We start from the raw sequence: 23,123 nt of genomic DNA on the forward strand, positions 1-23,123 counted from the left end.
GCCCTTTAGACCAGGGGACAACACCATGAAACTCTTCGATTTGAAGTTCGCACTCCTGAAAGAGTTCTTCGCAGGCTTCCTGCGCACTCGCCACATTGCCCGGCATTTCCGCCGCCTGGCGATGCTCGACAGCCTGACCGACGCCACCGTCAGCCGCGAAGTGCCGCCAACCCTGGCGCAGACCCTGACCCGTGGCGCCGGTAGCGAAGTGCCCGAATTGCTTTCCCGCCTGGGCAGCCATCCTGACGGCCTGACCGAAGAGCAGGCTCTTGAACTGCGTCAACAGCACGGCCTCAACGAAGTCGAACACGAGCAGCCGCTGCCATGGTGGGTGCACCTGTGGCACTGCTACAAAAACCCGTTCAACCTGCTGCTGACCCTGCTCGCGTTCATTTCCTGGCTGACCGAGGACATGAAGGCCGCCACCGTGATTTTCTCGATGGTGGTGCTCTCGACCCTTCTGCGTTTCTGGCAGGAAACCCGCTCCAACCAGGCGGCCGATGCGCTCAAGGCCATGGTCAGCAACACCGCGACCGTGCTGCGTCACCACGAACCATCCCAGGGCGACGCTCACACCAACGGCAAACAGCACCGCGTCGAGCTGCCGATCAAGCAACTGGTGCCGGGCGATCTGATCGTGCTCTCGGCTGGTGACATGATCCCCGCCGACTGCCGCGTGCTCAGCGCCAAGGACCTGTTCGTCAGCCAGGCAGCCATGACCGGTGAGTCGATGCCGGTGGAAAAATTCGCCCGCCGTCAGGAGGTCGACACCGGCAACCCGCTGGACCTGGAAAACATCCTGTTCATGGGCACCAACGTGGTGTCGGGTGCCGCCACCGGGGTGATCCTGGCCACCGGCAACCAGACCTATTTCGGCGCCCTGGCCCAGCGTGTCAGCGCCACCGACCGCGCGCCGACTTCGTTTCAGGCCGGGGTCAACAAGGTCAGCTGGCTGCTGATCCGTTTCATGTTCGTCATGGCGCCACTGGTGCTGTTCATCAATGGCTTCACCAAGGGTGACTGGATGGAGGCACTGCTGTTCGCGCTGTCCATCGCCGTGGGCCTGACCCCGGAAATGCTGCCGATGATCGTCACCTCGACGCTGGCCAAGGGTGCGGTGTTCCTGTCGCGCAAGAAAGTGATCGTCAAACGCCTGGACGCGATTCAGAACTTCGGCGCCATGGACGTGCTGTGCACCGACAAGACCGGCACCCTGACCCAGGACAAGATCTTTCTGGCGCGCCACGTCGATGTGTGGGGCGATGAGTCCGATGACGTGCTGGAAATGGCCTACCTGAACAGCTACTACCAGACCGGCCTGAAAAACCTGCTGGATGTGGCGGTGCTGGAACACGTTGAAATCCATCGCGAGCTGCAAGTCGGTACGGCCTTCAGCAAGGTCGACGAGGTACCGTTCGACTTCACCCGTCGGCGCATGTCGGTGGTGGTTCAGGAGCAAGGCCAGCCGCATCTGCTGATCTGCAAGGGTGCGCTGGAAGAGGTGCTCGGCGCCTGCAATCGCGTGCGCCATGGCGAGGTCGATGAAGCGCTGACCCCTGAACTGCTGGAGCGCATTGTGCAGGTCACGGCCGAGTTCAACGACGAAGGCCTGCGTGTCGTCGCTGTCGCCGCTCGTGCAATGGAAGCCGGGCGCGACACCTACGGCCTGGCCGATGAAAGCGACCTGACGCTGATCGGTTACGTGGCGTTTCTCGATCCGCCCAAGGAAAGCACCGCGCCTGCACTCAAGGCACTGGCCGAGCACGGTGTGGCGGTCAAGGTGCTGACTGGCGACAACGAGCGCGTCACCGCCAAGATCTGCCGCGAAGTGGGCCTGGAACGTCAGGGCCTGTTGCTGGGGGGCGATGTTGAACGCATGAGCGATGCCGAGCTGGCTGTGGCCGTGGAAACCACCAACGTGTTCGCCAAGCTGACGCCTTCCCACAAGGAACGCATCGTGCGGCTGCTCAAGGCCAACGGCCACGTGGTGGGCTTCATGGGGGATGGCATCAACGACGCGCCAGCGCTGCGCACCGCCGATATCGGGATTTCAGTGGACAGCGCGGTGGACATCGCCAAGGAAGCGGCGGACATCATCCTGCTGGAAAAAAGCCTGATGGTGCTGGAGGAGGGCGTGCTGGAAGGGCGTCGCACCTTCGCCAACATGCTCAAGTACATCAAGATGACCGCCAGTTCCAACTTCGGCAACGTGTTCTCGGTACTGGTGGCCAGTGCGTTCATCCCGTTCCTGCCGATGCTGCCGATGCATCTGCTGGTGCAGAACCTGCTGTACGACATTTCGCAGATCGCCATTCCGTTCGATAACGTGGACGAGGAACTGCTGAAAAAACCGCAACGCTGGCAGCCTGCGGACGTGGGGCGTTTCATGATGTTCTTCGGGCCGATCAGCTCGATCTTCGACATCACCACCTTTGCGGTGATGTGGTACGTGTTCGGCGCCAATACACCGGAACATCAAACCCTGTTCCAGTCGGGCTGGTTCGTGGTGGGACTGCTGACCCAGACGCTGATCGTGCACATGATCCGCACCCCGAAAATCCCGTTCCTGCAAAGCCGTGCAGCGATGCCGTTGATGGTGATGACAGGGGTGATCATGGCCGTCGGGATCTTCCTGCCGATGGGGCCGCTGGCGCACTACTTCAAGTTGCAGGCATTGCCACCGCTGTACTTCGTCATCCTGCCGGTGATTCTGCTGGCGTATGTGGGGCTGACTCAGGCGGTGAAGGGGTTCTACGTACGCCGGTTTGGCTGGCAGTAAAGCCCTGCTGATCACGGTCATTTGTAGGAGCGCGCTTGCCCGCGATTGCGGTATGTCTGTCATGGAAATGCTGTCTGACACACCGCCGTCGCGGGCAAGCGCGCTCCTACGATGGGTGTGGGCTTATTACCGCGCCAACGCCAGCGCAACACCCTGACCACCACCGATGCACAGCGTCGCCAGTCCCTTCTTCGCATCGCGCTTGATCATTTCATGCAACAAGGTCACCAGCACACGGCAGCCCGATGCACCGATCGGGTGGCCGATGGCGATGGCGCCGCCGTTGACGTTGACCTTGTCCATGTCCCAGCCCAACTCCTTGCCCACCGACAGCGACTGCGCGGCAAACGCTTCGTTGGCTTCGATCAGGTCCAGCTCGTCCAGAGACCAGCCGGCCTTGTCCAGGCAGCGGCGGGTGGCGCTGACCGGGCCGATACCCATGATCGCCGGGTCCACGCCAGCATTGGCGTAGGCGGCGATGCGTGCCAGCACCGGCAGGCCCAGTTCTTCAGCCTTTTTTGCGCTCATCAGGATCACTGCCGCAGCACCGTCGTTCAGCGACGAGGCGTTACCGGCGGTCACAGTGCCGTCCTTCTTGAATGCGGGCTTGAGTTTGGCCAGCGACTCGGCGGTCGTGCCTGCACGCGGTTGTTCGTCGTTGGCGAAGGAAACGGGGTCGCCCTTGCGCTGTGGAATCAGGATCGGCGTGATCTCATCGACGAAACGCCCGGCTGCGATGGCCGCAGCGGCTTTCTGCTGCGAGGCGGCAGCGAAGGCGTCTTGCGCCTCGCGGCTGATCTCGTACTTGTCCGAGAGATTTTCGGCAGTGATGCCCATGTGGTAGTCGTTGAAGGCATCCCACAGGCCGTCGCTGATCATGGTGTCGACCATGGTCGCGTGGCCCATGCGCAGTCCGGTACGCGCGCCCGGCATAACGTAGTTGGCCAGGCTCATGCTCTCCTGGCCGCCAGCAATGATGACCTCGGCGTCGCCGCAACGAATGGCCTGGGTGCCCAGGTGCAGCGCCTTGAGGCCTGAACCGCAGACCTTGTTCAGGGTCATCGCTGGCACCGCGAACGGCAGGCCGGCCTTGATCGACGCCTGGCGCGCAGGGTTCTGCCCGGCACCCGCAGTGAGGACCTGGCCCATGATGACTTCGTCGACTTGCGCAGGATCCAGGCCGGTCTGCGCCAGCAATTGGCGAATGACCGCAGCACCCAGATCAACCGCAGGAATATTCGCCAGCGAACCCTGGAAACTGCCGACGGCAGTGCGGGTGGCGGCAACGATAACGACGTCTTGCATGATGCGGATCCTCATTGTTGTAGGTTTCGAGCGCTGGGCCGATTGAAGCGAAGACGATTATGGTGGCATGAATGGGCATCAACGGAAATTCAAACCACGCCCATCCTGCGCCTGGCACGGTGCACCGATGCGTTGCGTACGGCCCATCGCAATACCGGTGCCGTGCGGTTGATGGCCGTTCGAATCATTCTGCGCCTGAAAGCCCCGAACTCAATACCGAACATCGCGCTGGCCCACTGCGGCAGCAGCTCTATGCCGGCCTGCATCATCAGCTTGCCCATGGGCCTGGCCATCCGGCTGGGCGCCGGGGCGTGGCGCAGCACGTGCAGCACCTCGAAGGTACGTTCGTCGCACAGCAATTGCGGACGCATCTGTTCAAGGTAATCGGCAATGGCACGGGCGGATCGCGGTACATCCCGGGCACCCAGACGCTCGGCCACCAGCGCGGTCTCGGCGTAGTAACGGTCCTGTTCATCAAGGGAAAGGTCAGGATTCAGATACCGCAGATGAGCCGCCATGAAGCTGCTGACCTCGGCCACATGCACCCACGTCAGCAGCTCCGGATCGTCGGCCTTGTAATGGCTGCCGTCCGGCGCCGTGCCGCTGATCTGTGCATGAATGCCCCGCACCTTGTCGATCAGCCAGTTGGCGTCGTGGGTTGAGCCGAAGGTGGTGCCCGAGACGAATTGCCCGGTACGCCGCAGCCGGCCGAGCATGTCTTCACGAAAATTGGAGTGGTCCCAGACCCCGGCCAGCACTCGCGGGTGGAGCATCTGCAGCATCAGGGCGCAGATGCCGCCGACCAGCATGCTGGCAAAGTCCCCATGCACTTGCCAGCACACCGCCTGCGGCCCGAACAGCCCGGGATCGCCCTTAGGGTTCTCGATGTCCAGCTGCCCAAGGGCCAGGCCGGTCATGCTCATGACCTGGGTTTCGATGCGTGTGCGGATGAATTCCATGGGTGTCCGATAAACATTGGGAGGAGCACCTGTAGGAGCGCGCTTGCCCGCGACTGCGATATGTCTGTCACGGCAACGTTGTCTGACACACAGCATTCGCGGGCAAGCGCGCTCCTACGGGTAGGCGTTACCTGTTCAAGCGCTTTTCGATCAAGCCTTCCACGACACTCGAATCGGCCAGGGTCGAAATATCCCCCAGGCTGTCCAGCTCGTTACAGGCGATCTTGCGCAGGATGCGACGCATGATCTTCCCGGAACGGGTTTTCGGCAAGGCCGGTGCCCACTGGATCAATTCAGGCTTGGCGAAACTGCCGATTTCCTTGCTGACCAGCGCCAGCAATTCCTTCTGCAAGGCCTCATCGGGCTCGACCCCGGCCATGGTGGTGACGAACGCATAAATGCCCATGCCCTTCACGTCGTGGGGGTAGCCGACCACGGCGGCTTCGGCGACGCTGTCATGCAGCACCAGCGCGCTCTCCACCTCCGCGGTGCCGATGCGGTGGCCGGACACGTTGATGACATCGTCCACGCGCCCGGTGATCCAGTAATGGCCGTCCTGGTCGCGCCGCGCACCATCGCCGGTGAAGTAGTAACCGGGGTAGGGCTTGAAGTAGGTTTCGACCATGCGTTTCTGGTCGCCATAGACGCCGCGAATCTGCCCTGGCCAACTGGCCTTGATCGCCAGTAAACCGCTGGTCGCGCCTTGCAACTCCTTGCCCTTGTCGTCGAGCAACACCGGTTGCACCCCGAACATGGGCTGGGTCGCGCAGCCGGGTTTGAGCGGCGTGGTGCTGACCAATGGGGTGAGCATGATGCCGCCGGTCTCGGTCTGCCACCAGGTGTCGACGATAGGGCAGCGTTCTTTTCCTACCTGGTGGAAATACCATTCCCACGCCTCGGGGTTTATCGGCTCACCCACGGTGCCCAGCACGCGAAGGCTTTCCCGGCTGGTGCCCTGCAAGGGTTTCGGACCTTCGCGCATCAGCGCACGCAAAGCGGTTGGCGCGGTGTAAAAGATGTTCACATGGTGCTTGTCGATCACCTGCCAGAAGCGCGAGGTGTCGGGGTAATTGGGCACACCCTCGAAAATCAGCGTGGTCGCCCCGTTCGCCAAGGGGCCGTAGACGATATAGCTGTGCCCGGTGACCCAGCCCACGTCAGCGGTACACCAGTAGATTTCCCCGTCGCGGTAGTCGAACACGTACTTGTGGGTCAGTGCGGCCTGCAACAGATAGCCGCCGGTGGTGTGCAGCACGCCCTTGGGTTTGCCGGTGCTGCCTGAGGTGTAGAGGATGAACAGCGGGTCTTCGGCGTCCATCGGCTCGGGCGGGCAATCATCGCTGATGCCGTGCAGGGCTTCGTGGTACCAGATGTCGCGGCCTTCGATCCAGTCGACCTCACCCTCGGTGCGCTGGACCACCAGCACGGTGCTGACGTTCGGGCAGCTTTGCAGGGCCTTGTCGACGTTCTGTTTCAGCGGGATGTATTTGCCGCCGCGTACGCCTTCATCGGCGGTGATCACGGTGTGGCAATCGGCGTCGAGAATCCGGTCGCGCAGGGCGTCCGGGGAAAATCCGCCGAACACCACCGAATGCACCGCGCCGATGCGCGTACAGGCCAGCATCGCGTAGGCCGCTTCCGGGACCATCGGCATGTAGATACACACCCGGTCACCTTTCTTCACCCCGCGCTGCTTGAGCACATTCGCCAGGCGGGCGACGTTGTGGTGCAATTTCTTGTAGGTGATTTCAGCGGATTCGGCAGGATTATCGCCTTCCCAAAGAATGGCCACCTGATCGCCGCGCTTTTCCAGATGACGATCGATGCAGTTGTAACTGACATTCAATTGGCCGCCCTTGAACCAGTTGGCGGCGCCGGTCTTGAGGTCGCATTGCTGCACCTGATCCCAGGGGCGGGACCAGTCGAGAAACTGGCTGGCCTGCTCGGCCCAGAATGCATCGGGCTGTTCGACCGACTGCCGGTACATGCGCTGGTAGTCCTCAGCGCTCAGTTGAGCGGCCTTGCGCGTGGCGTCGGCGTGGGGGAAATCGCTGAGATTGAACATGGCGTCTCCTTTTCTTGTGGCGTTGTGTAGCCGCGACATCTCATCAGAGTAGTTCGAAAACCCATGGGTTCAGCCTCTGTACACATCCCGTAGCAGCACGGCTTGCCGGCGGGAGCGTCGTGTCAGACAAGTATCTGTCACTGACCCACCGCTCCCGCCGGCAAGCCGTGCTGCTACGGGAGCCAATAAAAAACCCGCCGCCTCTTGCGAGGGGGCGGGTTTCGGATGCTGCGATCAGGCTTTATCAGCCGCGGTGACGACCACGGAAGTAGTTGATGAGCCCTTGGGTCGAGGCATCTTCAGCGGCGGTTTCTTCAGTGCCGACAAGGCGGCTGTAGACGCCTTTGCCCAGTTCCTTGCCCAATTCCACGCCCCACTGGTCGAAGGCGTTGGTGCCCCAGATCACGCTCTGCACGAATACCTTGTGCTCGTACATCGCCACCAGCGCGCCGAGACGGCGAGGGCTGATACGTTCAACGACGATGGTGTTGCTCGGACGGTTGCCTGGAATCACCTTGTGCGGCGCCACGCGCTGCACTTCTTCCTCGGACATGCCCTTGGCGCGCAGTTCGGCCTCGGCTTCTTCGCGGGTCTTGCCCAGCATCAGCGCCTGGCTCTGGGACAGGCAGTTGGCGTACAGCCACTGATGGTGGTCGGAGACCGGGTTGAAGCTGACGATCGGCACGATGAAATCGGCCGGGATCAACTGGGTGCCCTGGTGCAGCAACTGGTGATACGCATGCTGGCCGTTGCAACCCACGCCACCCCAGATCACAGGGCCGGTGTCGGTCTTGACCGGCACGCCGTCCTGGCGAACGCTCTTGCCGTTGGATTCCATGTCCAGCTGTTGCAAGTGCTTGGTGATGTTACGCAGGTAGTGGTCGTACGGCAGGATCGCGTGGCTCTGCGCGCCCCAGAAGTTGCCGTACCAGACGCCCAGCAGCGCCAGCAGGGTCGGCATGTTCTGCTCGAACGGCGCGTTCTGGAAGTGCTGGTCCATGGTGTAGGCACCGGACAGCAATTCCTTGAAGTTGGACATGCCGACCGCCAGCGCGATAGGCAGGCCGATGGCCGACCACAGCGAGTAACGACCGCCGACCCAGTCCCACATCGGGAAGATGTTCTCTTCACGGATACCGAAGGCCACAGCGGCGGCGTTGTTGCTCGATACCGCGATGAAGTGGCGATACAGCTCGGCTTCCGAACCGCCCTGGGCCAGGTACCAGGCGCGCGCGGCGGTGGCGTTCTTCAGGGTTTCCAGGGTCGAGAAGGTCTTGGACGAGACGATGAACAGCGTGGTCTCGGCGCGCAGCTTGCTGGTCAGTTCGTGCAGCTCGGTGCCGTCGATGTTCGCCAGGTAATGACAGCGAACGCCTTTCTGCGCGTAGGACAACAGCGCTTCGGACACCAGCTCAGGGCCAAGGAACGAGCCACCGATGCCGATGTTGACCACGTCAGTGATCGGCTTTTCGGTGTAGCCGCGCCACAGACCGTCGTGAATGCGGCCCACCAGATCGGTGATCTGGTTCAGCACCTTGTGCACTTCGGGCATCACGTTGACGCCGTTGACCATCAGCTTGTCACCCACCGGACGGCGCAGCGCGGTGTGCAGCGCCGGACGGCCTTCGGAGGAGTTGACCAGTTCGCCGTCGTACTGCGCCTTGATGGCGTCCTTGAGGCCCACTTCGTTGGCCAGGTTGACCAGCAACTGGCGGGTCTCGGCGGTGATCAGGTTTTTCGAGTAGTCGAGGAACAGCCCGCTGCTGCTGAGGGTGAAGTTGTTGAAGCGCTGCGGGTCTTCGTTGAACGCATCGCGCATGCTGAAATTCTGCATGGCCTTGCGGTGGTCGTTGAGCGCCTGCCAGGCGGGCAGGGTGGTGACGTCATGAGGAGTGCGGTAGTACGCCATCGCTACGGGGTTCCTTAAACTTGAACTGCCTTTGGACATTGAAAGCCAGACTGTCCGAAGCCTAATCCCCGGACGCGCTTATGTCTGCGCCTGACTTTACCTTTGCTCGGTACTTTTTCTCACAATCTAATGCATGGCCGCCTTTCTCAGGCGAGCTGTACCGGTATGGCATTGCTCGTGTGGCTAAGTTCATTACCCGGTCTGCATGGGTCTGGTAAACCTGGCCGCCGGGTACTGAGCATAGTCGCCATTGCAGACGTGGTGTTTATTCCTTGGCCAGGTGCAGGTTGTCGATCAGCCGCGTCTTGCCCAGGAATGCCGCACCCAGCACTACCAGGTCGTGGTCGTCTGGCGTTGCCGGACGCAGGGTCACGGCATTGCGGATTTCCAGGTAGTCGGGGCGAAAGCCTGCGGCTTCGAGGGCTTTCCAGCCATCGGCGAGCAACTGCGTGTGGTTCTGCTCGCCATTGTGAAGGGCGTCTGCGATCTGTTTGATGACACGGTAAAGCGCCGGTGCCGTCGCGCGTTCGGCTTCGGTCAGGTAACCGTTGCGCGAGGACAGCGCCAGGCCGTCGGCGGCGCGTACGGTGGGCTCGCCAATGATCTGGATCGGCATGTTCAGGTCACGGGCCAGTGCGCTGACGACTGCCAGCTGCTGGAAGTCTTTCTGGCCAAAGATGGCGATGTCAGGCTGGACCATGTTGAACAGCTTGCTGACCACCGTGGAAACACCGTCGAAGTGCCCAGGACGGCTGCCGCCGCACAGGCCTTCGGAGACCACGGGCACGCGGACGATGGTCTGGTCGGCCATGCCGTGGGGGTACATTTCCTCGACCGTCGGCGTGAACAACAGGTGGCAACCGGCTTGCAGCAGTTTTTCCTGATCCGCCGCCAGGGTGCGCGGGTAGGTGGCCAGGTCTTCGTTGGGGCCGAACTGCAACGGGTTGACGAAGATGCTCGCCACCACGAAGTCGGCGCGCTGGGTCGCCTTGGTCACCAGCGCCGTGTGGCCGCTGTGCAGGTTGCCCATGGTCGGGACCAGTGCGATACGTTTGCCTTCGCTGCGGGCGCGGGCAACGGCGGCGCGCAGTTCGCGAACGGTTTTGACAGTGTTCATGCCGAGAATCCGTGTTCTGGTGCAGGGAAGCTGACGCTTTTGACGGCGCTGACATAGGCCGCGATGGCCGACTGAATATCTGGCTGGCCGGTCATGAAGTTCTTCACGAACTTGGGCACGCGGCCGCTGATCGACAGGCCGAGCATGTCGTGCAGCACCAGCACCTGGCCATCCACCGCGCTGCCTGCGCCGATGCCGATCACCGGAATCTTCACTGCGTGGGTGATTTCCTGAGCCAGTTCGCTGGGCACGCATTCCAGCAGAATCATCGCCGCACCCGCCTGTTCCAGGGTGATGGCGTCGGCGCGCATCTGCCGTGCCTGCGCCTCGTGACGCCCCTGCACCTTGTAGCCGCCCAGCACGTTGACCGCCTGCGGCGTCAGGCCCAGGTGCGCGCACACCGGGATGCCGCGCTCTGCCAGCAGGCGGATCGAGTCGGCGAGCCACGCCGCGCCTTCGACCTTGAGCATGTGTGCACCGGCCTGCATCAGCGCGGCGCTGTTGGCGAAGGTCTGCTCGGCAGTGGCGTAGGACATGAACGGCAGGTCGGCGAGAATCAGCGCACCCTGATTGCCGCGTTTGACGCAGGCGACGTGGTAGGCCATTTCGGCGGTGGTGACCGGCAGCGTGCTGTCGTGCCCCTGCAGGACCATGCCCAGCGAGTCGCCGACCAGCAGCACTTCTACACCCGCCTGGCTTGCGGTGTGGGCGAAGGTTGCGTCGTAGCAGGTCAGCATGGTGATTTTCTCACCTTTTTGCTTCAGGCCCAGCAGGGACGTAACGGTGATATCTGGCATGAAAAAAGTCCTCGTTCAGGCGCTGTGAACACTACGGCGAGCAACGCGTGATTCATTCGTAAGACACAGGCACACCGTCGTTTCGCGGTGTTTGAAAAAGCCTGTTCTGCGCCTTGTGGCCGGTAGTCCGGCGTTGGGACGCTTATCTTCGTGAGGAGGGGGCGGGAAGTCAATTCCGGGTGTTACCGGTTTGGTCGGGTTGTTACCGGGCGGGTAACGGGCAAGCGCGATTTATGCCTGTAGGAGCGCGCTTGCCCGCGAATGCGGTGTACCTGTGACGAATAAGGCGCCAGGCATACCCCCATCGCGGGCAAGCGCGCTCCTACAGGATGGAGTCAGCCTGGCAGGCGCTCCAGCCCTTCAAACGGGCAGGCGGCCAGCAGGTTGTCCAGTGCTCGCCCATCGGCCAGGATCAGGCCCGGCGCAAGCTCGGCCAGCGGGTACAGCACGAACGCCCGGGCGTGCATGTGATAGTGCGGGACCTTCAGGCGCGGCTCGTCGATCAGGCGGTCACCGAACAACAGGATGTCCAGGTCCAGCGTACGCGGCCCCCAGCGCTCGAGGCGCTCGCGACCCTGGCCGTTCTCTACGCCTTGCAAGGCATCGAGCAGCGCCAGTGGCGCAAGGCCCGTGTCCAGCGCGGCAACGGCGTTGGTGTAACGCGGCTGGCCTGGCAGCAACGAGTCACTGACATAGAAAGAAGAAACGCCTGACAGGGCAGTCTGCGGCAATTGCGCGAGCGCCTTGAGGGCTTCGCGTAATTGCTCGGCGGGCTCGGCCAGGTTACTGCCCAGGCCGATGTAGACACGTTCCATGTTCATCGTACGCGCTTATTCTCCTGCGTCGGCGCCAGCACGCTTGCGCTTGCCGCCACCGCTGCGACGGCGTTTGCGCGGGCCCTGGCCTGCGGCGTCGGGCTTGTTGCCCAGCTCGCGAATCATGTCGCGGCGCCCGGCCTCATTGGCATCCTGATACTCCGTCCACCAATCGCCCAGGCCATCGGTTTCCTCGCCTGCGCCTTCACGCAGCAGCAGGAAGTCGTAGCCAGCGCGGAAGCGTGGGTTCTCCAGCAGCAGGTCGGCGCGCTTGCCGGAACGGCGGGGCAGACGCTCCTGCATGTCCCAGATCTCGCGGATCGGCATGGTGAAGCGCTTGGGGATCGCGATGCGCTGGCATTGCTCGGAAATCAGCAAGTGCGCCGCTTCCTGCATGGCCGGGATCGGCGGCATGCCGCGCTCTTGCAGGCGCAGCACCAGCGCAGGCAGGGCCGGCCACAGCAATGCGGCGAACAGGAAGGCCGGGGTGACCGGCTTGTTCTGTTTCACCCGCAGGTCGGTGTTGGCCAGCGCGTCGCTGATGAGCGTGTGGGTGTAGGTCGGGTTGTGCTCCAGCGCGTGGGAACTGGCCGGGAACAGTGGATCGAACAGCTCCAGATCCACCAGCATCTCGAAGGTCGGCTCGGCATGGCCCGACAGGAACAGCTTGAGCACTTCCTCGAACAGGCGCGCAGCCGGAATGTCGCGCAGCATCGAGGCCAGCGGGCGAATCGGCGTGGCACTGTGCTTCTCGATGCCGAAGTCCAGCTTGGCGGCGAAACGCACGGCGCGCAGCATCCGCACCGGGTCTTCCTTATAGCGCTGTTGCGGGTCGCCAATCAGGCGGATCAAGCGATTGCGGATGTCGTGTACGCCGTTGGCGTAGTCGAGCACCCGCTCGGTGACCGGATCGTAGTACAGGGCGTTGATGGTGAAGTCGCGGCGCTGGGCGTCTTCTTCCAGGGTGCCGTAGACGTTGTCGCGCAGGATCCGCCCACTCTCGTTGCGGGACGACTGGTTGCTGTCTTCGTCCTCTTCATCCTGAGGGTGGTTGGCGCGGAAAGTCGCCACTTCGATGATTTCACGACCGAAATGGATATGAACCAGCTTGAAACGCCGGCCAATGATCCGCGCGTTGCGGAACTCGGCGCGCACCTGTTCAGGCGTGGCGCTGGTGGCGACGTCGAAATCCTTTGGCGTAATGCCCAGCATCATGTCCCGCACGCAGCCGCCAACCAGATAGGCCTGGTAGCCGGCATTTTGCAGACGCTCGACGATGTTCACCGCATAGCGGCTGAATTGGTTGCGTTGCAACGAATGCTGGCTGCTGTTGAGCACTTCAGGCGTTGTGCGCATGTGTTGCTGCGGCTTGGTGCGCAGAGGGGTACGGAATGACTGGAACAGCTTCTTCAGCATGGGATGCACTGTTTGAAGGAATATTCGGCCAATGACAAAGAATGACCGCATGATGGGCGGGGATTCTAGCATTTAGTCGATCAATGGTGTAGGAAGCTGCGCGAACGCCGCCGGGAGGCAGGAAATACAGGGGTTGGACGGTGGTTGCAGGGCAAGGATTTTGTTCTGGAAGCTACTGGGGGAGCCGAAGCTCCCCCAAAGTGCGTGCTCTTATTTTTATTGTCTGTTGGGCTTTTTGTTTTTGTTGAGCGCCCAATTCACGGCATTTCGCCTGTGAAACCTCCCAATCGGGAGTCAAGAGCAAACGGATTGCTTTGGTCGCTGTGCTGCAGTAATCGTTCGATCCAACCAGTTCAGGCTCTACCTTGGGGTAGTTTTTTGTTGTTCTCGGCCTGGTTGCGGGACAAGTCCCAAATGCAACGCCTCTCCAAAAGAATCAGTTAGCTGCGCCTCCGCCGTTTTGTTCTTGTTATGCGTGAGTCGATACGTCTTGTTTTTATTGTGTTTTTTTGCGGGTGACTGATTTTTGTTGTTCTTGTACGAATACATATAGCAGAACCCGTGCCAACTTTTGACGAAAGCGCTGCAGCCCTTTAAAACCGGGGGTGTGGCAAAACGACGCTATCGCGCGCAGTTTTGCGCAGGCCAAAAAAAGCCGGGGCTGCGTTACCGTACGCCCCGGCTTTTGTTACGTTCCGCTTTCGAGGTAACAGTTCTTTTCGAACTTGCTGAAGGCCCTGTGCCAGAGCCTTCGCGCGCCTCAGGTCTCGCTGGCCACGCCGGTCTTGCGCCGTGGAATGCCCAGGCGCTGGCGACGTTCCCACAGGCACTTGCGGCTGACGCCCAGCTTGCGTGCCAGTTCAGTCTCGGTCATGTGGTCCTGATGTTCGAGCACGAAGTGCTGGAAATAATCTTCCAGGGACAGGTCCTCGGTCGGCTCATGGGCGGTGGAACTGGCGCTGGCCGCCTGAGGCGCCAGGCCAATGAACTCGTCCACGTCCAGATCGCTCAGCTCGATATCGATGCCGAGCAGGTCGGCCGAGATTTCAGGGCTCTCGCAGAGGATCACCGCGCGCTCGACAGCGTTTTCCAGTTCGCGCACGTTACCCGGCCAGGAGTAGTGACGAATCGCCTGCTCGGCATCGGGGCCGAATTTCAGGTCGTTACGGCCAGCCTTGGCGCTCTGGCGGGCCAGGAACGCGTTGGCGATCTCGTTGACGTCGGCGCCACGCTCGCGCAGTGCGGGCAGTTTCAGCGCGATCACGTGCAGGCGATAGTAAAGGTCTTCACGGAACTGGCCGACCTTGGCCAGGCTCTTGAGGTCGCGGTGGGTCGCGGCGATCAGGCGCACATCGACCTTTTGCGACTGCACCGAGCCCACGCGGCGAATCTCGCCTTCCTGAAGCACACGCAGCAGGCGCGCCTGGGCTTCGAGGGGCAATTCACCGATTTCGTCGAGGAACAGCGTACCGCCGTCCGCCGCTTCCACCAGGCCCGCGCGACCTGCGCTGGCACCGGTGAATGCGCCTTTCTCGTGGCCGAACAGTTCGGACTCGATCAGGGTTTCCGGGATGGCTGCGCAGTTCACCGAAATCATCGGTGCCTTGGCGCGGCGCGACAGGTTGTGCAGGGCGCGGGCGACCAGTTCCTTGCCGGTCCCGGATTCACCCTGGATCAGCACGTTGGAGTCGGTCGGCGCCACCTTGCGAATCTTGCCGTAGAGGTCCTGCATCGGCGGGCAGGAGCCGATGATGCCGATCTCGCCATTGCTGTTGTCAGGGCCCGGCTTGTCAGCCGAAGGCTTGCCGGCAGCGGCGGCGCGTTCTGCCTGGATGCTCTGCACCGTCTGTCGGTCACGCAGGATGCGCGAGACCGCCTGGAGCATTTCGTCGTGGTCGAAGGGCTTGGCGATGTAATCCACCGCGCCCATCTTCATCGAGTCCACGGCCGAGCGCAGGCTGGCATAGCTGGTCATGATCAGGACGGGCTTGCCCTGGCCCAGCTTGATCAGTTCAGTGCCCGGAGCGCCGGGAAGGCGCAGGTCGCTGACGATCAGGTCGAACGAGGGGATGCTGAAACGTTCCTGAGCTTCCTGCACGGATCCGGCTTCACTGACCTGGTACTGATTACGTTCCAGCAGGCGACGCAAGGCAGAGCGGATAATGGTTTCGTCTTCGACGATCAAAATGTGCGGCATTGATTCGATTCTCTCGACGGTCTCAGTTCACAGCGGACGTCGCTTCGACATGTCGCGGTAATGTCACCCGAATACGGGTTCCGCGTTGTTGCTCGGGGTCAGCCGGGCTGTCGATGGTGATTTGTCCATAATGCTCTTCAACGATGGAATAGACCAGTGCGAGCCCAAGGCCTGTCCCTTCACCCGGATCCTTGGTGGTGAAGAACGGCTCGAACAAGCGGTCCATGATCGCTTTTGGAATACCGGTGCCTTCGTCTTCGACGATCAGATCCACCGTATGTTCAGACGCCTCGCTCTTGACCCGGATCGCGCTGCCGGCAGGCGAGGCGTCACGGGCGTTGGAGAGCAGGTTGATCAGCACCTGCGCCAGGCGTTGCGGGTCGCCGTCGACCCAGTGGTTCGGGTTGCACAGGTTATAGAACTGCACTTCGAAATTGCGCCGGTTCAGGGCCAGCAGACCAATGGCATCCTGCGCCACTTCGGCCAGGCACACCGCTTCGTCGGATTGTTGATGGCCGCCGGCATGGGCGAAGCTCATCAGCGATTGCACGATGCGCGAAACACGTTTGGTCTGCTCGATGATCTGGCTGCTGATTTCGGTCAGTTCGCCGTCTTCTTCACGCTCTTCGCGCAGGTTTTGCGCAAGGCAGGCGATGCCGGTGATCGGGTTGCCGATCTCGTGGGCCACGCCCGCCGCCAGCCGGCCAATGCTGGCCAGGCGCTCGGAGTGCACCAGTTTGTCTTCGAGCATCTGGGTGTCGGTCAGGTCCTCCACCAGGATCACCAAGCCGCTGTTGCCCGGAGCGAGGGGCTCGTCGATGGCGGCCTTGTGCAGGTTGAGCCAGCGGGTCTGCCCGTCCAGCCCCAGGCGCTGCTTATGCAAGTGCTCGTCCGGCACGTTGATGAACCCCAGCAGCAACTGGCGCCATGGATCGGCGATGGTTTCCAGCCGAGAGCCGACCACCCGCTGTGCACCGATGCCGGTGAGTTCTTCCATGGCCTTGTTCCACATCAGGATTTCCTGATCCTTGGCCAGGGAGCAGACGCCCATCGGCAGCTCCTGCAAGGTCTGGCGGTGGTAGCGGCGCAGGGCGTCGAGTTCGGCGGCAAGCCCTGTGAGGCGCGAGTGGTAATCCTCGAGGCGGCTTTCGATGAAGTGGATGTCTTCGGTGACGTAGTTTTCGCTGCCGGATTTGTACGGCAGGAAGGTTTCCACCATGTCCTGGGCGACACTGGGGCCCATCAGGCCGGACAGGTTGGCCTCGATCCGGTCCCGCAGGCGGCGCAGGGCATAGGGCCTGCGCTCGTCGAAGGGCAGGTAGAGATCGCGCAGCGCCTGTTCGACTTCCTTCTGCGCGGCCTTGGCGCCCAGGGGCTTGGCCAGTTGGGTGGCGAACTCCTGGGGCGATACGGCGTGCAGTTCCCGACGCTGCGGGCGGCGCACGTTGTCCACCGCGCAGGCCTCGGCGGCGCTGGCTTCCTCGGCGCTGGGGTTGCTGAACAGAGAGATCAGGGTGAACACCAGCACGTTGGCCGCCAGCGAGGCGATGGCCGCCATGTGCCAACTGGTGTCGTCGAGCACGTAGATCATGTTCAGCAACGGGATGTAGAAGCCCTGGAAGTTGCCGATCAACGGCAACAGCATGCTGACCAGCCACACCACGATGCCGGCGATCAGCCCGGCCATGAAACCTCGACGGTTGGCGGCGGGCCAGTACAGCACCGACAGCACGCCCGGCAGGAATTGCAGGGTGGCGACGAAGGCGACGATGCCCAGGTTGGCCAGGTCCTGCTTGGCGCCCAGCAGCAGGTAGAAGCCGTAGCCCGCCATGATGATGGCCACGATCAGCCCGCGACGGGTCCACTTCAGCCAGCGGTAGATATTGCCTTCGGCAGGCGGTTGATAGAGTGGCAGCACCAGATGGTTCAGCGCCATGCCGGACAACGCCAGGGTGGTCACGATAATCAGCCCGCTGGCTGCCGACAGCCCTCCGACATAGGCGAGCAGGGCCAGGGCCGGGTTATGGGCAGCGATACCGATGCCCAGCGTGAAGTATTCCGGGCTGGTGGTGGCGCCCAGTTTCAGCCCGGCCCACAGCACCAGCGGCACTGCCAGGCTCATCAACAGCAGGAACAGCGGCAAGCCCCAGCTGGCACTGACCAGCGCGCGGGGGTTGAGGTTTTCGGTGAAGGTCATGTGATACATGTGCGGCATCACGATGGCCGAGGCGAAGAACACCAGCAGCAATGTGCGCCACGGACCTTCCTGTAACGGGGTATGCAGAGCGGCGAGGGCACTCTGGTTTTGCAGCAGCCACTGTTCGAGGCTTTGCGGGCCGTCGAAGACACCGTACAGCGCATACAGACCCACGCCGCCGATGGCCACCAGCTTGATGACCGATTCAAAGGCGATGGCAAACACCAGCCCTTCGTGTTTTTCCCGGGTGGCGATGTGGCGTGAGCCAAAGAAGATGGTGAACAGGGTAATCAGCACGCAGAACGCCAGGGCGACGTAGTTGCGCACCGGCTCGCGGGTCAGAATGCCGATGGAGTCTGCCACCGCCTGAATCTGCAGGGCCAGCAGCGGCAGCACGCCGATCAGCATGAAGATCGTGGTCAGCGCACCGGCCCATGTGCTGCGAAAGCGGAAGGCGAACAGGTCGGCCAGCGACGACAGCTGGTAAGTGCGGGTGATCTTGAGGATCGGGTAAAGCAGCACCGGCGCCAGTAGAAACGCGCCCGACACCCCGAGGTAGCTGGACAGGAAGCCATAGCCGTACTCGTAGGCTAGCCCTACCGTGCCATAGAACGCCCAGGCGCTGGCGTAAACCCCCAGCGACAAGGTGTAGGTCAGTGGGTGACGAATGATCCAGCGCGGAATCAGGCCGCGCTCACTGATCCAGGCAACGCTGAACAGCGCCAGCAGGTAGGCGGCACTGACCAGGATCATCTGGGTCAGGCTAAAGCTCATCGGCATCTCGTTGGCTCTGCAGAATGAAAGTCACCACGATCAGGATCAGCCACAGCATGTAGGGCCGGTACCAGGCCCCCGTCGCGTCGATCCACCAATCCATGATGGCCGGGGAAAATAGATAAATGCCTACCACCAGGAGCAGGACCAATCGGTAGATGTACATTTGGCCTCCCAGGTTGACTGACCGACAGATGAGGAGCGGCATGGTAACGGATGGCTATCAGGCCGCAAGCGACGTTTCGGCCAGTTTTCTACGGCAGTTTGGAGCAACCGCTCTAGTTCAGTCTATTCGAGCTTCTTCGATCGTGGCGACCCGCGGAATCAAATCGGCATTCCAGTGTGCGATTCCCCAGTCCAGCACCTCGCGCGGGGTGGCGAACGACAGGTCCGCTGGCGCGGGCTGCCCGAGTGCACGCAGGGCCCGCATCAGTAGCGGGGTCGCCTGATCGGCGGGCAGGGGCGGGGAGCGGTAGGTCTTGCCCAGCTTGTTGCCGTTGGGCTGGGTAATCAGCGGCACATGCAGGTAGCGCGGTTGCGGCAGGCCCAGTAGCTCCTGCAGGTACAGCTGGCGCGGCGTGGAGTCCAGCAGGTCGGCGCCGCGCACGATGTCGGTGACCCCTTGCCAGCCATCGTCGAGGACCACCGCCAGTTGGTAGGCGTAGAAGCCGTCACGGCGGCGGATCACGAAATCGCCGACGTCGCGGCCCAGGTGCTGGGCGAATGAGCCCTGGACCCGGTCTTCGAAGCGGTATTGCAGTTCCGGCACGCGAATGCGGATCGCGGCGTTGTCAGGCGAATGCCCTGCGTTGCGGCAGAAGCCTGGGTAAATACCCTGGAAGTCTTCCAGTTGCTTGCGCGAACAGGTGCAGGCGTAGGCCAGGCCATGGCTGAACCAGCGGTTGATGATGTCCTGGTAGGCGTCGTGTCGGTCGCTTTGTCTGACCAGTTCGCCGTCCCACTCGAAGCCGTAGGTTTCCAGGGCACCGAGGATGGCCACCTGCGCGCCGGGTTCTTCCCGGGGCGGGTCCAGGTCTTCCATGCGCATCAGCCATTTGCCGCCAACAGCGCGCGCATCCAGATAGGAAGCAAGCGCCGCGACCAGTGAGCCGAAGTGCAGATAACCGCTGGGGGTTGGCGCAAAGCGCCCTATATAAGGAAGGGATTTCATGGACGCAGATGGTACTGGAAATCGGATGGCCGAAGAACCGGACGAATCATCAGACCCTGTAGGAGCGTGCTTGCCCGCGACAGCGATCTTGCGGGCACCGACGCCGGCAAGCCGGACTGCTACGGGGCCGGTGTGTGACGAATATCTGGCTCTTGGCCGAAGGCCGCCCCCGCCGGCAAGCCGTGCTGCTACGGACTGATGTGCGACCACGATCTGGTTTCTGGCCGAAGGCTGTAGGAGCGCGCTTGCCCGCGACAGCGATCTTGCGGGCACCGACGCCGGCAAGCCGGACTGCTACGGGGCCGGTGTGCGACGAAGATCTGGCTCTTGGCCGAAGGCCGCCCCCGCCGGCAAGCCGTGCTGCTACGGACCGATGTGCGACCACGATCTGGCTCCTGGCCGAAGGCTGTAGGAGCGCGCTTGCCCGCGACAGCGATCTTGCGGGCGCCGACGCCGGCAAACCGGACTGCTACGAGGAAATCACTTCGCTCCAGAAACAACAAAAGACGCCGAAGCGTCTTTTGTTCTGAAAGAAAACACGATCATTTACCGATCTGTTTTTCCTTGATTTCAGCCAAGGTCTTGCAGTCGATGCACAGGTCGGCGGTCGGACGGGCTTCCAGGCGGCGCAGGCCGATCTCGATGCCGCAGGATTCGCACCAGCCGTACTCTTCGTCTTCGATCAATTGCAGCGTCTTGTCGATCTTCTTGATCAACTTGCGCTCACGATCACGAGCACGCAGTTCAAGGGCGAATTCCTCTTCCTGACTTGCACGGTCTGCCGGGTCAGGAAAGTTGGCCGCTTCGTCCTTCATATGATCAACGGTGCGATCAACTTCCTGCATCAAGTCCTGTTTCCACTTGTTCAGGATCTTGGTGAAGTGAGCGCGCATGGGCTTGCCCATGTATTCCTCGTCCTTCGTCGTGACGTAAGGCTCGAAACCGCTAATCGTTTGGTTGCTTTTTTGCTTTTCTTCGGTGGGCATGAACGGACAGCCTCTCACTCTTCTAAGCCATTGCGCAGGGTAAAGATCCATCGCCGACGCCTGCCGGCCCTGCGGCTGCAAGCGGGCGAACTTACCAGATCGAATCGGAGCGCGCTACTCCCGGTTGTCGAGCATGGCTCTACAACGCGCCCGTGAACTATGACCACGGCCAAAGCGCCCGGTTTTATATTATTTTGCAGTGCCATCAGTCTAGCCCCCTTGTGCAACTACACCGGTTTTTGCGGATCATCGGCAGCGCGTGAGGCCAGTCTTCTCCGATAATCCTGTAGCGGCGCAAGCGGTTGGGTAGAATCAGGCGACAGTTTTCGACACCTGCCAGTAAAAGGAAGGACCATGCCCCAGCCCTACAGTGCGCGCAGCCGCGCCATCGAACCCTTTCATGTCATGGCGCTGCTGGCCCGTGCCAATGAATTGCAGGCAGCGGGGCACGATGTCATCCACCTGGAGATCGGCGAGCCGGACTTCACCACCGCCGAACCCATCATCAAGGCCGGCCAGGCTGCACTGGCCGCGGGGAAAACCCGGTACACCGCAGCGCGAGGCCTGCCTGAACTGCGCCAGGCGATTTCCGGGTTCTACGCCCAGCGCTATGGCGTGGACATCGATCCCGAGCGGATCCTGATCACCCCTGGCGGCTCCGGAGCCTTGCTGCTGGCGGCCAGCCTCCTGGTCGATCCCGGCAAGCACTGGTTGCTGGCCGACCCAGGTTACCCTTGCAACCGGCATTTCCTGCGGCTGGTGGAAGGCGCGGCGCAATTGGTGCCAGTGGGGCCCGATGTACGCTATCAACTGACGCCGGATCTGGTGGCCCGGCATTGGGACCAGGACAGCGTCGGCGCGCTGGTCGCGTCCCCTGCCAATCCGACGGGCACTCTGCTGCACCGCGACGAACTGGCCGCGTTGTCCGCTTCACTCAAGCAGCGCCACGGGCATCTGGTGGTGGACGAGATCTACCACGGGCTGACCTACGGCATGGATGCGGCCAGCGTGCTGGAAGTGGATAACGATGCGTTCGTATTAAATAGCTTTTCAAAGTATTTCGGCATGACCGGCTGGCGTCTTGGCTGGCTGGTTGCACCCCAGGCTGCGGTCGGCGATCTGGAAAAACTGGCGCAGAACCTCTACATCAGCGCGCCGAGCATGGCGCAGAGCGCGGCGCTGGCCTGCTTCGAGCCGCAGACCCTGGAAATTCTCGAACAACGCCGGGCCGAGTTCGGCAAGCGTCGAGACTTCCTGCTGCCTGCATTGCGTGAACTGGGTTTCAACATTGCGGTGGAGCCCGAAGGCGCCTTCTATCTTTATGCAGATATCAGCGCATTCGGCGGCGATGCCTTCGCGTTCTGTCGGCATTTCCTGGAAACCGAACACGTCGCCTTCACCCCGGGCCTGGACTTCGGTCGCCATCAGGCGGGCCATCATGTGCGGTTCGCCTATACCCAGAGCCTGCCGCGCCTGCAAGAAGCAGTCGAGCGGATCGGGCGCGGGCTGCGGAGTTGGCAAGGCTGATGCGTTTTTTTCCCGAACTCGAAGAAGCACGCCTGCTGCAACGCTACAAACGCTTTCTGGCAGACATCGAAACGGCCAGTGGCGAGCGTCTGACCATCCACTGCCCCAACACCGGCTCCATGTTCAATTGCATGATGCCGGGCGGCAAGGTCTGGTTCAGCCGCTCCAACGACCCCAAGCGCAAGCTGCCCGGCACCTGGGAAATCAGCGAAACCCCGCAGGGGCGCTTTGCCTGCGTCAACACCGGGCGGGCCAATAAACTCGTTGAAGAGGCGCTGCTGGCGGGTGTCATCACCGAACTGAACGGCTTCACGGGGCTAAAGCGCGAAGTGGCCTATGGACAGGAAAACAGCCGGGTGGATTTCCGCCTGGACTACCCCGACGGCTCGCTGTTTCTTGAGGTCAAGAGCGTCACCCTGGGCTTTGACGACAGTGCCGTGGCGGCCTTTCCGGATGCCGTCACCCAGCGCGGCGCCAAACACCTGCGCGAACTGGCCGCCCTGGCTCGCGAAGGTGTGCGCGCCGTGCTGTTGTACTGCGTGAACCTCACCGGTATCGAAGGGGTGCGACCGGCCGAGGAAATAGACCCCGCCTACGCCGCCGCGCTAAGGGAGGCGGTTGCCGCAGGCGTGCAGGTCCTGGCCTATGGCGTGCAACTGACGCCCGAAGAGGTGCGGGTGGATCGTCGACTGGACGTCCATCTGCATCAGCTCAAGCCTGCGCTGGCAGATTGATCCAGATGCCCTGAGCGTCTTCGTTCGCCGCGATCACGTTCAGGTGTTTGCCCTCGCATGGCCCGGCGATGCATTCACCGTTTTCGATGAGGAACAGCGCGCCGTGGGTTGCGCACTGGATCAGGCTGGCGCTGTCATCAAGGAACTGGTCCGGCTGCCATTCCAGAGGAACGCGGCGATGCGGGCACTGGTTTTCGTACACGTAAACCTGCCCGCCACGGCGGACTGCAAGCAGCCTTATGCCGTCGATGTCGAAGCCCCGGCTTTTACCCTCGGCCAGATAAACGCTGTTACACATGTATTTCAGTTGAAACTCCTTCGCGCTTGACGCGCAAATGCAAATAATTATCAAATTGCCCGGCTGTCGGGAGCCGC

The 23,123-nt window shown here is 62.1% G+C and carries 17 protein-coding genes; 3 read left to right on the forward strand and 14 right to left on the reverse strand.

Annotated elements, in window-relative coordinates:
- The first annotated feature begins 40 nt into the window (after positions 1-40).
- Positions 41-2,779: a magnesium-translocating P-type ATPase gene (mgtA, locus tag ACIPO9_RS21930; RefSeq protein WP_400783514.1), complete on the forward strand. Its 2,739-nt coding sequence runs from the start codon at positions 41-43 to the stop codon at positions 2,777-2,779.
- A gap of 126 nt (positions 2,780-2,905) precedes the next feature.
- Here the strand turns inward: mgtA and ACIPO9_RS21935 are convergent, their stop codons facing one another.
- From ACIPO9_RS21935 to dksA, 13 genes are all read right to left on the reverse strand, one after another.
- Entirely contained in the window at positions 2,906-4,084 is a 1,179-nt protein-coding gene (locus ACIPO9_RS21935) for an acetyl-CoA C-acetyltransferase (RefSeq protein ID WP_400783461.1), read from the reverse strand.
- An 89-nt stretch (positions 4,085-4,173) separates the two neighbouring features.
- On the reverse strand, positions 4,174-5,043 hold the full coding sequence (locus ACIPO9_RS21940) for an oxygenase MpaB family protein (RefSeq protein WP_400783463.1): 870 nt from the start codon (positions 5,041-5,043) through the stop codon (positions 4,174-4,176).
- Between the two features lie 127 nt (positions 5,044-5,170).
- Positions 5,171-7,108 (reverse strand): acetate--CoA ligase, encoded by a 1,938-nt coding sequence (gene acs, locus ACIPO9_RS21945; RefSeq protein ID WP_400783465.1) that lies wholly within the window; start codon positions 7,106-7,108, stop codon positions 5,171-5,173.
- Between the two features lie 244 nt (positions 7,109-7,352).
- The gene (gene pgi / locus ACIPO9_RS21950) at positions 7,353-9,017 is read right to left on the reverse strand and encodes a glucose-6-phosphate isomerase (protein WP_274134865.1); all 1,665 of its coding nucleotides are present in this window, start codon (positions 9,015-9,017) and stop codon (positions 7,353-7,355) included.
- A gap of 265 nt (positions 9,018-9,282) precedes the next feature.
- Positions 9,283-10,134 carry a pantoate--beta-alanine ligase gene (gene panC, locus ACIPO9_RS21955; RefSeq protein ID WP_400609175.1) on the reverse strand — a complete coding sequence of 284 codons (852 nt, stop codon included), beginning with the start codon at positions 10,132-10,134 and terminating at the stop codon, positions 9,283-9,285.
- Positions 10,131-10,931, reverse strand: a complete 801-nt coding sequence (gene panB, locus ACIPO9_RS21960) for a 3-methyl-2-oxobutanoate hydroxymethyltransferase (protein WP_274134862.1) — start codon at positions 10,929-10,931, stop codon at positions 10,131-10,133. Before panB ends, panC begins: the two co-directional genes overlap by 4 nt.
- A 335-nt stretch (positions 10,932-11,266) precedes the next feature.
- Positions 11,267-11,746 carry a 2-amino-4-hydroxy-6-hydroxymethyldihydropteridine diphosphokinase gene (gene folK / locus ACIPO9_RS21965; protein WP_400783516.1) on the reverse strand — a complete coding sequence of 160 codons (480 nt, stop codon included), beginning with the start codon at positions 11,744-11,746 and terminating at the stop codon, positions 11,267-11,269.
- A gap of 15 nt (positions 11,747-11,761) precedes the next feature.
- Positions 11,762-13,162 (reverse strand): polynucleotide adenylyltransferase PcnB, encoded by a 1,401-nt coding sequence (locus tag ACIPO9_RS21970; RefSeq protein ID WP_400783467.1) that lies wholly within the window; start codon positions 13,160-13,162, stop codon positions 11,762-11,764.
- A 760-nt stretch (positions 13,163-13,922) separates the two neighbouring features.
- Entirely contained in the window at positions 13,923-15,359 is a 1,437-nt protein-coding gene (locus ACIPO9_RS21975) for a sigma-54-dependent transcriptional regulator (protein WP_400783470.1), read from the reverse strand.
- A 22-nt stretch (positions 15,360-15,381) separates the two neighbouring features.
- Positions 15,382-18,336, reverse strand: coding sequence for a sensor histidine kinase (locus ACIPO9_RS21980; RefSeq protein WP_274134859.1), 2,955 nt, complete (start codon positions 18,334-18,336; stop codon positions 15,382-15,384).
- Positions 18,320-18,496 carry a hypothetical protein gene (locus tag ACIPO9_RS21985; RefSeq protein ID WP_002552060.1) on the reverse strand — a complete coding sequence of 59 codons (177 nt, stop codon included), beginning with the start codon at positions 18,494-18,496 and terminating at the stop codon, positions 18,320-18,322. The genes ACIPO9_RS21980 and ACIPO9_RS21985 overlap by 17 nt, the downstream gene beginning before the upstream one ends.
- Before the next feature lie 117 nt (positions 18,497-18,613).
- Complete coding sequence (gluQRS, locus tag ACIPO9_RS21990; protein WP_400783472.1) at positions 18,614-19,501, reverse strand: tRNA glutamyl-Q(34) synthetase GluQRS; 888 nt, start codon at positions 19,499-19,501, stop codon at positions 18,614-18,616.
- 542 nt (positions 19,502-20,043) lie between these two features.
- Positions 20,044-20,487 carry an RNA polymerase-binding protein DksA gene (gene dksA, locus ACIPO9_RS21995; protein ID WP_274134884.1) on the reverse strand — a complete coding sequence of 148 codons (444 nt, stop codon included), beginning with the start codon at positions 20,485-20,487 and terminating at the stop codon, positions 20,044-20,046.
- A gap of 354 nt (positions 20,488-20,841) precedes the next feature.
- Here dksA and ACIPO9_RS22000 point away from each other — a divergent pair, with 354 nt between their 5' ends.
- Both ACIPO9_RS22000 and sfsA read left to right on the forward strand, forming a co-directional pair.
- Complete coding sequence (locus tag ACIPO9_RS22000; RefSeq protein WP_400783475.1) at positions 20,842-22,014, forward strand: pyridoxal phosphate-dependent aminotransferase; 1,173 nt, start codon at positions 20,842-20,844, stop codon at positions 22,012-22,014.
- Positions 22,014-22,748, forward strand: a complete 735-nt coding sequence (gene sfsA / locus ACIPO9_RS22005) for a DNA/RNA nuclease SfsA (protein WP_274134817.1) — start codon at positions 22,014-22,016, stop codon at positions 22,746-22,748. The genes ACIPO9_RS22000 and sfsA overlap by 1 nt, the downstream gene beginning before the upstream one ends.
- Here sfsA and ACIPO9_RS22010 read toward each other — a convergent pair.
- Positions 22,726-23,046 carry a Rieske (2Fe-2S) protein gene (locus ACIPO9_RS22010; protein WP_400783478.1) on the reverse strand — a complete coding sequence of 107 codons (321 nt, stop codon included), beginning with the start codon at positions 23,044-23,046 and terminating at the stop codon, positions 22,726-22,728. The genes sfsA and ACIPO9_RS22010 overlap by 23 nt on opposite strands.
- Positions 23,047-23,123: the final 77 nt, after the last annotated feature.

Source organism: Pseudomonas sp. NPDC090203 (genome assembly GCF_044746765.1).
In the GTDB taxonomy this organism is placed as follows: Bacteria; Pseudomonadota; Gammaproteobacteria; order Pseudomonadales; family Pseudomonadaceae; genus Aquipseudomonas; species Aquipseudomonas putida_AD.

Coding starts and splice junctions, on each gene's coding strand:
- ACIPO9_RS21935 (WP_400783461.1), bottom strand. CDS start 4,084: ATGCAAGACGTCGTTATCGTTGCCGCCACCCGCACTGCCGTCGGCAGT.
- ACIPO9_RS21940 (WP_400783463.1), bottom strand. CDS start 5,043: ATGGAATTCATCCGCACACGCATCGAAACCCAGGTCATGAGCATGACC.
- acs (WP_400783465.1), bottom strand. CDS start 7,108: ATGTTCAATCTCAGCGATTTCCCCCACGCCGACGCCACGCGCAAGGCC.
- pgi (WP_274134865.1), bottom strand. CDS start 9,017: ATGGCGTACTACCGCACTCCTCATGACGTCACCACCCTGCCCGCCTGG.
- panC (WP_400609175.1), bottom strand. CDS start 10,134: ATGAACACTGTCAAAACCGTTCGCGAACTGCGCGCCGCCGTTGCCCGC.
- panB (WP_274134862.1), bottom strand. CDS start 10,931: ATGCCAGATATCACCGTTACGTCCCTGCTGGGCCTGAAGCAAAAAGGT.
- folK (WP_400783516.1), bottom strand. CDS start 11,746: ATGGAACGTGTCTACATCGGCCTGGGCAGTAACCTGGCCGAGCCCGCC.
- ACIPO9_RS21970 (WP_400783467.1), bottom strand. CDS start 13,162: ATGCTGAAGAAGCTGTTCCAGTCATTCCGTACCCCTCTGCGCACCAAG.
- ACIPO9_RS21975 (WP_400783470.1), bottom strand. CDS start 15,359: ATGCCGCACATTTTGATCGTCGAAGACGAAACCATTATCCGCTCTGCC.
- ACIPO9_RS21980 (WP_274134859.1), bottom strand. CDS start 18,336: ATGCCGATGAGCTTTAGCCTGACCCAGATGATCCTGGTCAGTGCCGCC.
- ACIPO9_RS21985 (WP_002552060.1), bottom strand. CDS start 18,496: ATGTACATCTACCGATTGGTCCTGCTCCTGGTGGTAGGCATTTATCTA.
- gluQRS (WP_400783472.1), bottom strand. CDS start 19,501: ATGAAATCCCTTCCTTATATAGGGCGCTTTGCGCCAACCCCCAGCGGT.
- dksA (WP_274134884.1), bottom strand. CDS start 20,487: ATGCCCACCGAAGAAAAGCAAAAAAGCAACCAAACGATTAGCGGTTTC.
- ACIPO9_RS22000 (WP_400783475.1), top strand. CDS start 20,842: ATGCCCCAGCCCTACAGTGCGCGCAGCCGCGCCATCGAACCCTTTCAT.
- sfsA (WP_274134817.1), top strand. CDS start 22,014: ATGCGTTTTTTTCCCGAACTCGAAGAAGCACGCCTGCTGCAACGCTAC.
- ACIPO9_RS22010 (WP_400783478.1), bottom strand. CDS start 23,046: ATGTGTAACAGCGTTTATCTGGCCGAGGGTAAAAGCCGGGGCTTCGAC.